The following is a 12,627-nucleotide window of genomic DNA, read 5'->3' on the forward strand; positions in this document are numbered from 1 at the left end:
GGGAGAGGTCTGTTCGATCTCTGAAAACCCTTTATGCCCGATTTGTTTTAATTTCTTCTTCTTTTCTGCGATTTCAAAACCTGGCGATTTGAATGATATCTTATCATGCCAATAGAACTCGAATGAATTGACAGGCGCTATATAGATAATTATATAGCGAATATGAGTCCGAAGCTGTCTTCTAATTTGTTGCAACTTTCAGTTGGGCTCCTATTTTTTTTTAGCTCTAGTTCTGTATTCTCCATTGAGATCATTACGGAAGATAAAAAATTATCGGTTCCTACGAAATTCACAGTGGATGGCACTCTTTGGGTTTCTTACGGATTGAATGATAAAAAGGCTAATGGTGCTCCTGATTACGCGGGACCTAATAACCAGAGTACGGGCTTTCGTGTGGCCAGAACTTTGATTAATATCCAAGGTGATATTGATGAAGGGGAACTTAAAGGTTATGGATTTCGGATCACTCCCGATGTCTTTTCCACTTATTCTCAGGAAGCTAACGGCTGTACAAATTTTGATGGAAGCCAAGTTTGTCAGGGTCATAACGATTATGCATTTAGTTTGAGATTTGCTTATTTCAAAGTGCCCTTATTCAATCAGTTTCTGAACTTAAGGGTAGGTCAACAACCCGCAGCGGTTACATTAAGTCCTGTCTTTAATCTTACCGAAAAAATGGGTCATCGTTATATTGACGGTGATCCCGTTGGTAGGATGGGAGCTTCTGCTGCCTTTCAGAACTTTGGATTTTCCACGGGAGTGGAAAGAGGGATTAGTATCTTTCGTAAAGCTGAATATTATGGATTTCAGTTTATGTTGGGAAATGAATCGACTCACCGAAGGAATAATGCACAAGACTTGGAGATTCTGACATTAACGGGATCTAATGATAAATTAAATTCATTAGCAAAAGGATCTGGAGATTCCTATGGTATGGACTTACAAGGGATCTTAAATTTTATTCCTACTGGTGATTCTAAAACTATTTCGGTCGGATTGAGTTCTCCGTTTATTTTCAAAAATATAGCAGGTGTTGATCGCGATGAGGTAGAGTATAATTCTGCAAATTTTGTATGTACAGCGGATTGCCAAAATCATCCTAGAGTTAGAATTTTTAGAGGAGAAAAAAGAGCCAAACAAGATATATTTTACGGATTCCAAACTGACTTTGCATATAACCAAGATTCATTTTCATTTTCAATGGGTGGCGGCCCTTTTTATTTTTTGGACAGGAGGGGAAAGTCTTCGCTTATTAATGAGCGAATATTGTTCCCTGAAGATTTTTTTAACCAAGGATTAGACACTACACTTGCTTCCAACGAGTTTCGTAAATTTTATGCCACTAATACCCGAGACGAAAGAGATTCTTTAGGAAAAGGATTATATTTTTATACTCATCTGCGATATCACAAGTTCGGTTTTTTTATTATGTACACAACAGGAACTGGAAATGGAAGAGGTAGGGCTCAGGATCCTGTCACAGGAGTAGTATCTTCTTCATCGAATGTCCCTTGGATTAATCAAGTAGTTCGTTATGACCTTCAAACAGATGGAGTTTTAGGTAACGTCGGGATTCGGGACATATTTGACTTAAGGAATTATGTGGATCATGGAAAAGCTAGATTTTATAAGACTGTTGCTTCAGTGAATTATTCTCCAATGGAAAGGCTAAGAATTTCCTTCGCCGTGATCCAGATTGTCTCCATCGACCAAACGGGAAGACCAACCAAAGTTAACTCTTTAGAAAGAATTAGAGGTGATGAACGGACCACCGGAATTGAATCACAAAATGTATCCGAACAATTTTCGCAAGTTGGATTTACTTCACTTGGTTTTCCAAATGGTGTGACAGTCAATGATCTAATTGGGAAACCTTTGGTAGAAACCCAGACTTTGATTGCAACAGAATATATATTTTAGAATATTATGAAATTGTATTTAAATTATAAGATTCAGTATTTTTTCTTTCTTTTGTTTTTTTGTGTGGTATGTAGTCCAAAACAGTCTAGTCCCTCCGATGGGCTCATAGCATTTGTTTTTTTGGATCTAGAAACGGAAGACGATCGGTTAAGGAGAATTCTTGCTACAAACCATGTGAGGCCATTGGATAAACATACACCACCAGCATTACCAGTTTATCGATTAGGGGAGGCTCTTTTTTTTGATAAGATACTTTCAGGAAATAAAAATATTTCATGTTCTACATGCCATAATCCGAGGTTAGTTGCTGGTGATACTCTTCCTTTATCCATCGGAGAAGGTGGGACAGGTTCTGGACAAACAAGAAATCTGGGTACAGGAGTCTTTATACATAGGAATTCCATCGAATTACACAATCGTTCGTCTTTGGAATGGAATCGTTTTTTCTGGGATGGTAGGTTAAGTATCGATGGAAATTCCAGTTTTACCACACCAATGGGAATGAGTTTACCTTCTGGAATAAAAAATTTATTAGCTGCTCAGGCGATGATGACAGTACTCTCTCGAACGGAGATGCTCGGCCAGAGTGGTAGTAATGTTTTGGCAGATTTTCCAGATTCAAATCCGCAATCCATTTGGAATGGGTTAATGGAAAGATTATTGTTAATCCCTGAATATTTGGTTTTATTTCAAAATGCATATCCGGGAGTCCAATCTTCAGAATTGAAGTTTAGCCATGCTGTAAATGCATTAGGTGAATTTACAGGTCATTTTTGGGATACTACGGATTCAAGTAACTGGGATTTATCACCTTGGAATCGTTATTTGGACGGAGATAATAGTGCATTGAATGGCAAAGCAAAATCTGGTGCATTTTTATTTTATGGAAAAGCTGGTTGCCATCGTTGCCATTCTGGATCACTCATGACAGACCAAAAATTTCATAATTTAGGTGTTCCACAATTTGGTCCAGGGTTCGGTTCCGATTCACCCTTAGACAAGGGAAGATCGGGGGTGAGCGGAAATCCAAATGATGTGTATGCATTCAGGACACCTTCTTTAAGAGAAGTGTCTTATACTGCACCTTACTTTCATAATGGAACATATACTTCTTTGAAGGACGTTATCAGACACCATCTTAGACCAAGGGATTCTCTATTAAATTTTGATTTAAACCAACTTCCAACAAATTTGAGGAGTTCTTATGTATCTAGTATTGTTATTCAAAACGAAATTTTAGGAAATCTAGATCCTTTATTAAATGTAAATATTGTGCTTTCTGCAAATGAAATGGAGCAACTGTTGGAGTTTTTAAATTCATTATCTTCGCCTACGACTCTAACATTAGGAAATAAAATTCCAACTTCAGTGCCTAGTGGCTTAAATGTGAATGATTGAATCATTCTGCTTTTTTTACAATAATGGTATTCAACCAACTCATTTTACGAGGGCCTAAGTTAATACCGGAGCTGACATCTCCTCCGTAAGGAGCTGTATCTTCACTAGAGATTGTTGCGATATATTCTGTATCACAAGTATTATTTGTTCCCGAACAAGAAGTGTAATTTGAAGGTGAGGCTGGAGGATTTGGGTAATCTCCTCCCAATCCTTTTTTGAATTCAGTAATCACTATGACTCCTGGAGTTGCTGAAGTTCCACTTCCAGATCCTACGATTGTATTGGAAAGTTCTGAATAAGAGTGAGTGAACCTATATTTATCAGTTGCTTCTAATATTACATAGTAACTCTGTAAATCATTCGGGTTTCTCAATGTGACTTTGGAAAGAATTTCTAAAAGAGAAACTCCTTTTCCTGATATATAATGTTTGCTATTTGAAATCGGCCCAATCCCTGTAAAGTCTATCGATTGAAAACTAGAAACGTTTTGAAGGTCGGAGAGAGAGTAATTTAAAGGAGTGACGATATCACCAGTAATACTAAATGAGGATGTAGTACCGGTCCCACTTTGGTTGAGCCATTCATTGGTGACGGTAATTTTAGATAAATATTTTACGTAACGAGAACCTTGGTTTTTATCTCCTTTGGATACGAATGCCATACTACCAGAATTTGCATCCAATAATGCACCATTCTTTTCAAATGCAATCAGCATTTCTGCACCTAATGTTGTTCGCATCAGTTCTGTATAAGAAACTACGGCTTTGAAACCGTCTTTCCCTTCCAAAATCACTACGGTGGCTCGTCCATCCTTTCCTTTATCAAACGGTTTGAATTTACCTCCTATATTAATCAGGTCTCTTAATAAAACTCCAGTAAAACTACTTACAACTTCGATTAGATTTCCATTTTTATCTTTAATGGAAAAATTATATAGTGTTACTCTTTGTGGAAATTTAGATTCATTCTGAAGGGAAGTGATTGTATACAAACCTGATTCGAAATATGGAGCAATGGTTTGATTCGTATTTCCATTGTTCTCTGGCCCTTTCAATGAGAATGAATGGCTATAAAATGTATTTTCGGAAGAAAGTAAAGCAAACGCTACTAAGTCAGAACCATCGCCAGTAACTTTGGGAGAACAAAAAGTAAACTGAATACCAAAAATAAGGAAAATGATTGATTTGTGAACAAAAGCAGAAAATCGCCTTGGGGAGTAAAACATAAAGTAAAGATCCTCGTAATGGTTATATCGTGACCCTTTCGCTATATAGTCAATTATATAACGGTTGAATCAATTGCTCGAAGTGAAAATACGGAATTTCCTCATCGGTAATTGAAAAATTTGATTCTCTTGAGAAGAGTTTCGGATAAGACTTAGAAAAAGGTTTAAGATGAAGGAAAAGTTACAAATTGATGGGGCTTTTTGGCTCAAACGAAACAAGGAAAGTAAATTAGGGAGAGATAAAATCGACCTACTTCTTGCCATCGAAAAATGTGGCTCTATTTCAAAAGCAGCCAAAGAAGTGGGAATTAGTTATAAAACGGCTTGGGATTCTATCGATTTATTAAATAATTTATACAAAGATATTTTGGTCGAAAAAACAGTAGGTGGTAATTCCGGTGGTGGTGCAAGACTTACTGCTAAAGCTAAAGAAATGATCCAACTCTATCAGATTGTGGAAGAGGAACATAAAAAATTTATTTCAAGAATCAGTGAAAGAATGGACGATCCATTTGAACTTATGAATTTTCTAAATCGGATCTCGATGAAAACAAGTGCTAGGAATCAATTCTACGGAAAAATAAAAAATATCGAAGAGGGAGCTGTAAATTCAGAAATTTCTCTTTCGTTAAAAGGAAACCAAGAAATTACAGCTGTCATTACCAATCAAAGTGTAACCAATCTAGGACTAAAAGTTGGAAAAGACGTCTATGCTCTGATTAAAGCATCATTTATATTTATTTCTAAAGATAAAAATCTATCGATTAGCACGGAAAATAAACTATATGGAAAAATATTTTCCATAGTCAAAGGGAGTGTAAACGACGAAATCATTTTGGAACTAAATGGTGGAAACAAACTTACTTCCATAATTACTAGACAAGCCACTGAACAACTTACATTAAAGGAAGGAGAAGAAGTCTGTGCATTTTTTAATGCATCATCTGTAATTTTGGCTACTGAATAGTTTGCTGAATTTGTTAAGATTTTATTTTCTGGTAATCATTGAGTTTTATCTGATTTAGTAAAAATTGAACGGAAACAATTGTGTTTCATTTTGTTAGTCAGAAATATTTTGATTCGAAATCCTTTTGCAGTCAAAGATTCATCTTCTGATTCATCATTGGTAGAGTGTTTTGATCTCTTGTCCTCACTCTGGATCCTGCGGCGCAAATGTTTTAAAAAACGAATCTTCTGCTTCTGTTCGAAACTTCCAAGTCTTTTGAAAGACTATTTTTCCTAACTGGTTTTTTACTTTTGTTCTTACGGTATACTCTGAGTTAGGTGAAAAAGGTTCATTGGCAACGAATGCAACAAATTTCATACTTTTTAAAAATGGTTTTGTGTCTGGAGGCGGATTTGCCAAACTCAGTGTACTCGTCGGAATCGTTTTTCCTTTTGAATCCAAGAGAACTGCCTCATCCCAAAACAATTCTGTTTCTGAGTTATCATCAAAAAATAGCTGTATGGTGATTGCTGTTGAATAAGAAAGATACTGTAACTGCGGAAATGGATTTGGTAATTCAGGAGGCATTCGTAGGCGAATTTGATCTTCGTTTGAGACTGGATAATGGACGAATGCCGGTTTTTTACCAGAAAGGCAATATTCCGCAAAAAAAACTAAAATATATTTTCCGTTTTCATAAGAAACTCTCTTCATACCAATTCGTTGAATGGCTGGATGTAGAACCATTGATCTATGGAAAGGTGTGTCGAGTAGTCCTCTAAACAAAAATTCTGGTGACTCTCTATGTTCCTTCTTCATCAACGGTAATACTGTGTTTCCTACGTAACAACCTGGGTCAGGTTTAAATCCGACTGCCAATGCTTGGTCTTGAGGAGTTTTTCCAATGAACCCGGGAAGACCTTCTCTTTCATTATGAACCCAATCAATGGTTTCCATTTGGCTATCTACTTTAACATTTGCATTTTGATTTACGGATAAATAGTTCCCATGTTTTTCAGCAGCAGTGTTTAAGTTGGAATCTATTGTTGGAGAAGGAAATTGGTTTGCTTGCAAAATTGTTTCGAGAATCTTTAAGCCACGTTTTTGATATTCAGATTCTGAAATCAAAAATGTTTCTGAAAAAAGAGGGAAGGAAAAAAGAAACAATGTACAATGAAAAATAAATGATAAAATAGATTTCATAGGTTTGACTCGCTAAAGTTTTGGATGAGAAAAAACTAGGTCAATAATAAGTTTCATATTTTAAATAGAATCCTTTAACCTGTCAACTTTTTTAAGAGGAATTGAATCGGCTATATACAAAACGAATTTATTAGTTTTATTGATTTGATTTAAGTCATAACGTTCACAAAATATCTGTATGGAAGATTTTTTCAAAAACAATCGGAAGTGGATCGTGGGTTATAAATTTTTCTAGTTTCTGGGTCAAAAAAATTATCTTTTGCTAAATAGGTTTCATTTTTATACAATACCTTAGCTTCAAACCCACCTAACAGATTTCGGTTGTAGGGATCGTTTTCTCCAACTACAAATATATAGGGTTCGGAAGATAAGTGGTCTAGATTCCATCCTTCCGGCTCGGGTTTTGCATACATTTTGTAGTTTTCGAGTCCATATAAAGAGAAATCATAGTGGCCAGTATAATTAGGATATTTGATTTTCTGATACTCGTTACCTGTCATTACTTTTGTTGTTTTATCAAGTACATCCGGTAGATCTTTATTTTTTTTCCATTCTGATTCGTTATATATTTCTACTTCCGATGCAATGAACTTGAAGTGCAAAAATTCTTTTTCTTTGTTTTCGTTGTGGTCAGAAAGAAGTTGTTCAAATTCTTTTTCTTTGATTTTTTCAGTTTTCCAACTGATGATTCTATTCAGGTTTTGGTTTGAACCACATTTGTAAAAATCGGTATTGATACTTGTACCTTGTTTCGGGATCTCGTTGAGATTTAATTCTAGTATAGGTGGCATTGTTTTTCGATAACAGAGAGAATTGCGTAATAAAAGATAAATACCTTCTTCCAGGGGTACAACAAATAAGTTTACTGATGATTTTGATTCTAAGGACCAGCCTGCAATGTTTGCCGAAAATTTTTTATAATAAGTGCATGCTCCCTTTAGTTGAATTTTACGTATCCGTTCTTTATAAACGTAATTGAAACTGAGGGAATGGTAAGAGTCGGAAGGGGTTATGTAACTGACCGGATAGGTTAAGGTAGCCAATATTAACATACAAGATTGAAAGTGTATGATCATTAAGAAAGGTAGGAAATATCTCATTTTGTTTAAAGTATGCATCGATTTTTTTGAAATCTTCAAATAAAAAAAGTCTATTGAGCCGAAATCCTTGAATCAACTGGATTACTTGGAGTTAAGAGAGTATTTGAATCGGATCACCAAAGATGAGGTAAATTCTTAAGTGGGCATATTTTGTCTGTAAGGTGAAGTGTTTTTTGCTACACTAGCAGGTATTACGTGAGTAATGGTAATGTTTTGTTTAGTTGTTTTCTTGTGTCGTTTGTAAAGTTGCCAACTAATGCGTATTTGATTGACAATTATATTGGAATATTCGTTTATCTCAATGTAATGAAAATTAAGATTCTTTTGGTCGTTTTAAGTTTGGTCATGTTGGTTTCTCAAAATTGTAATCAACCAGGTATTGCCGGATTGAGTTCGAATAACATTCTCGGGAAAGATGCAACTAAAAAGTTGTTGGATGCTGCTACACAAATTGATGCTATCTATTTGAGGGCAACAACTTCCTCATCTACAGTTTCGACCTCATCTGCATACCTTGCGGCTGCATTGTTGAACGGTATACTTGTTCCGATTGTTGCTGGGTTAGAAGACGAAAAGTATTACCTTAAAGATGGCGTAGATAAATGTGTTAAAGATATCTATGCCTTGGGCCTTGTGATTGATAATTACTTAACTGTTGCTTTAAGTTGTGACATCAAACCAACACCTGTTGTCGGATTACCGTAAACTTAGTTAGTTTTGAAAAGATTCCCTTTCTTTGAGGGGAATCTTTTGAGGAAATTAGCAATAAGTGTTTTTTTATGAAATTATGAAGTAGGGCAAATTTGTTTTTGATTTGAAGATGTGATAGGATTAAGTGAATAGTCGATTTTGGAAAGTAAGAGCGTGAGGTTTTCCTTGAATGTCTACAATCTCCATACTTAAACTTCCTTCTCTGATCTCTCCCGATTTGATTCGAAAACGATGGGGGTAGGAAATCAATCTCCCATTCTCAATCATTAAACGTTTAATTTCTTCCCTATCGTTAATGTTTTCATATAGGTTTAACTCTTGACTCGTTTTTCCTAAAACTTCCTCTGCAGTGTAACCAACTAATTTTGCAAAAGCAGGGTTGATGTTTACATAACGGAAATCTTTCGCTATGTCATGGATAGACATTGCTATGGGGCTAACATAAAAAGCTTTCTCGAAAAGTTGTTGTGCTTCGTTTCTTGTCTGATAACTTTCAAATAGCCTGAGAGCCATTTTAATAGAAGCAATTAACATTACTTCTCCGGATGATTTTAAAATATATCCGAAAGAAGTGATTGATTCTGTTTTTTGTACCACTTCCACTTCTGAATGTAAGGATAGAAAAACCAAGGGTAATGTATGTTTTTCTAGAATCGTTTTGGCCGCAACGGTTCCATCAATTCCATCTCCTAAATCGATATCCATTAGGATCAAATCAACATCGTTTTCGTTTAGGGAAACATATTCAATTGCCTCTTCCCCCGTCAACACATGGTGAACAGCAAAACCTGCGGCTTCTAAATGACGAATTTCTACCATGGCGAGCATCATCTGATCCTCAACTAATAGAATCAACTTTTTCGTATCATTGGAAATGGTTTGCTCCATGTAGGTTTAGATAGAATCTACTTTGAATCGAAACTGTTCTACGAGTACCATTAAATGTTCGGCCTGTCTACTCATCTCATTCGCAGTGGCAGACAATTCTTCTGAACTCGCTGCATTCGTCTGAGTGCTTTCGTTGACTTGCGTCATTGCGTCAGTGATTTGTTGAACGCCGGCTGCTTGTTCTTTGGAAGAAAAAGCAATTTCTTGAACTAAATCAGCAGTTTGACTAATGGAAGGAACTATTTCATTTAGCAAGGAACCGGCTTCTTGCGCTGTTGATAAACTTTCATTTGTAAGGTGGCTGATTTCTTTGGCAGCACCTTGGCTTCTTTCCGCTAACTTACCTACTTCGGAAGCTACAACGGCGAATCCCATCCCTTGTTCTCCTGCTCTTGCGGCTTCGATTGCAGCATTTAATGCAAGTAAGTTGGTCTGACCTGAAATTTCATTGATGATTCCAATTTTTTCAGCAATTTTTGACATTGCTAACACGGTTGCGTTTACTGATTCTCCACCTCTTAACGCATCATTTGCCGATTTTTTCGCAATTTCATCCGTATTTTTTGCATTCAAATTTGTTTGTGTGATTGAGGCAGACATTTCTTCCACAGCTGCAGTAGTTTGTTCAATACTTGATGCTTGTTCCGATGTAGCTTCTGCCAAAGAAAGGGAAGTCGAAGATATTTGGCTGGAGGCTTGTGATATGACGACGGCAGAACTTCTGACCTCTGCCAATGCCAATGAAAGTTTGTCTAATGCATTGTTTAAAGAGTTTGCTAATGTTTCGAAATCTCCAAGGTAGTTTAAAGAAACCCTATGGGTTAAATCACCCTCTGCCATTGCAATTAATACTTGATTGACATCATCAATGATATTGGAACTTGTATTTGCTAATAAATTAACACTTCCACCTAAATCTTTTGCAAACCCTTGTTTGTCTTCTAAGGAAACTCTCGTTTTTAAGTTTCCTTTGCCAGCAGCATCTACAACTTGTTGTGTTTCACTGATCATAGATTGCAGTCGATCGACCATTCCTTTGATCGAAAATAACATACTCATTTTATCTTTAGGAAGTGTTTGTATTTTTACATTCAAATTCCCGGCCGCAACTTCCGAAACAATTGCATTTGCATACGCAGGTTCCCCCCCAAGATACTTGAATAATAATCGTATTTCGTAACCTGCATAGGTTAAGATACAAAGTGTAATAAAAACAAAAACAATAACGACAGTATTCCAGAAATTTTGACTAGAAATTGCGTCATCAACTTTAGATTGGGTTCTTTGGTCTAATAAGTCAAAGAATTCAGAAACAGGTTTCATGATTGTTGCTTTGTTTTTATGATACTCATCATTGTGCATCAAACGACGTGCTTCGACTAAGTCGGGAGTTTTTTTGATTGTAAAGTTACCTGAGGCATCTGCATACAATCCTTTTACCATATTCATTGCAATGGTTTCTGTTTTTACTAATGCATCAGATTTATCTTTTGCTTCATCCAACTTTGCTAGTTCCTTTTCGGAAAAACCTTTGGCTTTCATTAAATCTAATAGGGCAATTGCTTTTGAAGCAGGTCTAGGTGTCAATTCACCGGCCGCAACGAAGTCCCAATAAATATTTTCATACTGAGTGGGTCTTGGTTTTTTTCCATTCCGAATATCTAAAATGTCGAAGTATTGATTTTCCCATTTGGGATCTCCACCTGAAATGACATAGGTTCGAGCCAATCTTGTTAGGTCATCAGAACTTTGGCGTAATTCATCAGCTAATAAATAAGATTCATATCTGGATATGGTGGCTTGTGCTACTGTTTCCGATGCGTTTCTTAATTGCATAGTAAAGAGAACAAGAGAGATCATTGCCAGTGTGATTGTAATGAAGACAGTTCTAAAAATGGAGCGCATGTTTTCTTTCATTTTGAATTTCCTTAGTTGATTTTTGGTTCTATGATAACTATTGATTTAAAATTTCATCGTATATCCGATTTGGATTACAAAGGTATTTTTTATAAAGTCTTGTTGTTGGTATTTATAAATTAGTTTTTGTTTTAAATCAGCATCAATTGGCATACTTTTGATTGTATCTATGTTGAACTGATTTTCCAATCCGTAACGTTTCGAAGGATCTGTAACTCGTTGATCATTTTGATTATTATCTGAATAGATGACTCCTGTTTGTGGATTAAATATAGCGTTATCCCAGAGGTAAGTATCAGGGCGATAAATATGAATTCCTTTGATAAAAACTCCTGAATAACTTATTTTTAAACTGGTATTGATGTCCGAGATTCCCCTTCTTTGGAGTTCATAGTCGTTTACATATTGATAACCAATATGTGTGGCAGGTGTAATTGAAAATTTATCAGTAACAGCAAAGTGATGGGAAAAGGATAGGTTAGAATAAACACTTCCTGTTCCATATCCATTAAATTCTGAAGTAAATTTATAGTAGGTAGATAAAGTAGGGTTTATGTATTTTAGAAAGGGAGTTCGCCAAATGAAAGTATAGTCGGAAGTTGCAAATCGAGAATTATCACCTACGTTAATCAGTACATACAATCCTGTTGAAAATGAGCCCGCGCGATTTTCCCAATTGTAATAAAATTCTCCTAATGCCGCATCTCCCAAAGCGTTTCGTTCTGCTCTTTTTTTGATACGGTTTTGATCATAACTTGCAGTTCCGGTAATGAGTGAGTGAATCACTAATTGAGTTTGGTTTTCCCCACCCGGTTTATCTTGGTAATAATAATCATTGTCTCTGTTTGTCCTTCCTACGGTTGGATTGAAAAAGAGCATATTGGAGGTAAATTTCTTATCTCCAGTATTAAAAGCTAATTCTGTTGTTAAAAACCATGCGTCTGGAACCGATTTGTACTCAGTATTATTTCGTCTCGCATATCGATCACCGTAAACACTGATTCCTCGAAAGTTATTTTCGTTGGCCATATATTGGGTTATGGTCACTACGGGATCACTATTTGCTGGTGTTGGTTCGAGTGTTTCCTCTTTCTTTGAGACAGAACTTGAATTTGTCTCTTTTTTCTTCCTTTTTGAGTTATCTTGTGCGGTCGATTCTGCAAAAACGGATCCGGCAAAAAGTAAAAAGATTAAAATTTTAAATTTCATAGTATAGTTTAAGATCCCTCTGATTGACTTGACTTGTCTTTTGAATTGCGTACGAAACGTAACTAGAAATTTCCGAGATGTTAAGTTAGTGATGTATTTAAAATTTGCAA

Annotated in this window: 10 protein-coding genes; 4 read left to right on the top strand and 6 right to left on the bottom strand. The window is 35.9% G+C overall.

The genetic code is table 11. The features are described from left to right. Positions 1 to 162 precede the first annotated feature (162 nt). The gene (locus EHQ49_RS17850; protein WP_135581239.1) at positions 163 to 1,920 is read left to right on the top strand and encodes a hypothetical protein; all 1,758 of its coding nucleotides are present in this window, start codon (positions 163 to 165) and stop codon (positions 1,918 to 1,920) included. Positions 1,921 to 1,926: 6 nt separating this feature from the next. Then, entirely contained in the window at positions 1,927 to 3,318 is a 1,392-nt protein-coding gene (locus tag EHQ49_RS17855; RefSeq protein ID WP_135581241.1) for a cytochrome-c peroxidase, read from the top strand. A gap of 1 nt (position 3,319) precedes the next feature. On the opposite strand, the gene EHQ49_RS17860 is transcribed toward EHQ49_RS17855, so the two are convergent. Next, complete coding sequence (locus tag EHQ49_RS17860) at positions 3,320 to 4,543, bottom strand: molybdopterin-dependent oxidoreductase (RefSeq protein WP_135581243.1); 1,224 nt, start codon at positions 4,541 to 4,543, stop codon at positions 3,320 to 3,322. A gap of 169 nt (positions 4,544 to 4,712) precedes the next feature. Here EHQ49_RS17860 and EHQ49_RS17865 point away from each other — a divergent pair, with 169 nt between their 5' ends. After that, positions 4,713 to 5,510 carry a TOBE domain-containing protein gene (locus tag EHQ49_RS17865; RefSeq protein WP_135581245.1) on the top strand — a complete coding sequence of 266 codons (798 nt, stop codon included), beginning with the start codon at positions 4,713 to 4,715 and terminating at the stop codon, positions 5,508 to 5,510. A 183-nt stretch (positions 5,511 to 5,693) separates the two neighbouring features. On the opposite strand, the gene EHQ49_RS17870 is transcribed toward EHQ49_RS17865, so the two are convergent. Together EHQ49_RS17870 and EHQ49_RS17875 are read right to left on the bottom strand one after the other, a co-directional pair. Continuing rightward, positions 5,694 to 6,692 carry a spore germination YkwD domain-containing protein gene (locus EHQ49_RS17870; protein WP_135581247.1) on the bottom strand — a complete coding sequence of 333 codons (999 nt, stop codon included), beginning with the start codon at positions 6,690 to 6,692 and terminating at the stop codon, positions 5,694 to 5,696. A gap of 191 nt (positions 6,693 to 6,883) precedes the next feature. Next, positions 6,884 to 7,792 (bottom strand): hypothetical protein, encoded by a 909-nt coding sequence (locus EHQ49_RS17875; protein ID WP_135581249.1) that lies wholly within the window; start codon positions 7,790 to 7,792, stop codon positions 6,884 to 6,886. Positions 7,793 to 8,098: 306 nt separating this feature from the next. Between EHQ49_RS17875 and EHQ49_RS17880 the strand changes: the two genes are divergently transcribed. After that, positions 8,099 to 8,497 (top strand): TIGR04452 family lipoprotein, encoded by a 399-nt coding sequence (locus tag EHQ49_RS17880; protein WP_135581251.1) that lies wholly within the window; start codon positions 8,099 to 8,101, stop codon positions 8,495 to 8,497. A 126-nt stretch (positions 8,498 to 8,623) separates the two neighbouring features. Here the strand turns inward: EHQ49_RS17880 and EHQ49_RS17885 are convergent, their stop codons facing one another. The 3 genes from EHQ49_RS17885 to EHQ49_RS17895 are packed head-to-tail and all read right to left on the bottom strand — an operon-like array spanning position 8,624 to position 12,517. After that, on the bottom strand, positions 8,624 to 9,391 hold the full coding sequence (locus EHQ49_RS17885; RefSeq protein WP_135581254.1) for a response regulator: 768 nt from the start codon (positions 9,389 to 9,391) through the stop codon (positions 8,624 to 8,626). Between the two features lie 6 nt (positions 9,392 to 9,397). Beyond that, positions 9,398 to 11,308 (bottom strand): methyl-accepting chemotaxis protein, encoded by a 1,911-nt coding sequence (locus tag EHQ49_RS17890; protein ID WP_135581256.1) that lies wholly within the window; start codon positions 11,306 to 11,308, stop codon positions 9,398 to 9,400. Positions 11,309 to 11,353: 45 nt separating this feature from the next. Continuing rightward, on the bottom strand, positions 11,354 to 12,517 hold the full coding sequence (locus EHQ49_RS17895) for a hypothetical protein (RefSeq protein WP_135581258.1): 1,164 nt from the start codon (positions 12,515 to 12,517) through the stop codon (positions 11,354 to 11,356). Positions 12,518 to 12,627: the final 110 nt, after the last annotated feature.

This window comes from Leptospira perdikensis (assembly GCF_004769575.1).
GTDB classification, from domain to species: Bacteria; Spirochaetota; Leptospiria; order Leptospirales; family Leptospiraceae; genus Leptospira_A; species Leptospira_A perdikensis.

Excerpts from the sequence above, each read along its gene's own strand:
- EHQ49_RS17850 (WP_135581239.1), top strand. The coding sequence starts at position 163 with ATGAGTCCGAAGCTGTCTTCTAATTTGTTGCAACTTTCAGTTGGGCTC.
- EHQ49_RS17855 (WP_135581241.1), top strand. The coding sequence starts at position 1,927 with ATGAAATTGTATTTAAATTATAAGATTCAGTATTTTTTCTTTCTTTTG.
- EHQ49_RS17860 (WP_135581243.1), bottom strand. The coding sequence starts at position 4,543 with ATGTTTTACTCCCCAAGGCGATTTTCTGCTTTTGTTCACAAATCAATC.
- EHQ49_RS17865 (WP_135581245.1), top strand. The coding sequence starts at position 4,713 with ATGAAGGAAAAGTTACAAATTGATGGGGCTTTTTGGCTCAAACGAAAC.
- EHQ49_RS17870 (WP_135581247.1), bottom strand. The coding sequence starts at position 6,692 with ATGAAATCTATTTTATCATTTATTTTTCATTGTACATTGTTTCTTTTT.
- EHQ49_RS17875 (WP_135581249.1), bottom strand. The coding sequence starts at position 7,792 with ATGAGATATTTCCTACCTTTCTTAATGATCATACACTTTCAATCTTGT.
- EHQ49_RS17880 (WP_135581251.1), top strand. The coding sequence starts at position 8,099 with ATGAAAATTAAGATTCTTTTGGTCGTTTTAAGTTTGGTCATGTTGGTT.
- EHQ49_RS17885 (WP_135581254.1), bottom strand. The coding sequence starts at position 9,391 with ATGGAGCAAACCATTTCCAATGATACGAAAAAGTTGATTCTATTAGTT.
- EHQ49_RS17890 (WP_135581256.1), bottom strand. The coding sequence starts at position 11,308 with ATGAAAGAAAACATGCGCTCCATTTTTAGAACTGTCTTCATTACAATC.
- EHQ49_RS17895 (WP_135581258.1), bottom strand. The coding sequence starts at position 12,517 with ATGAAATTTAAAATTTTAATCTTTTTACTTTTTGCCGGATCCGTTTTT.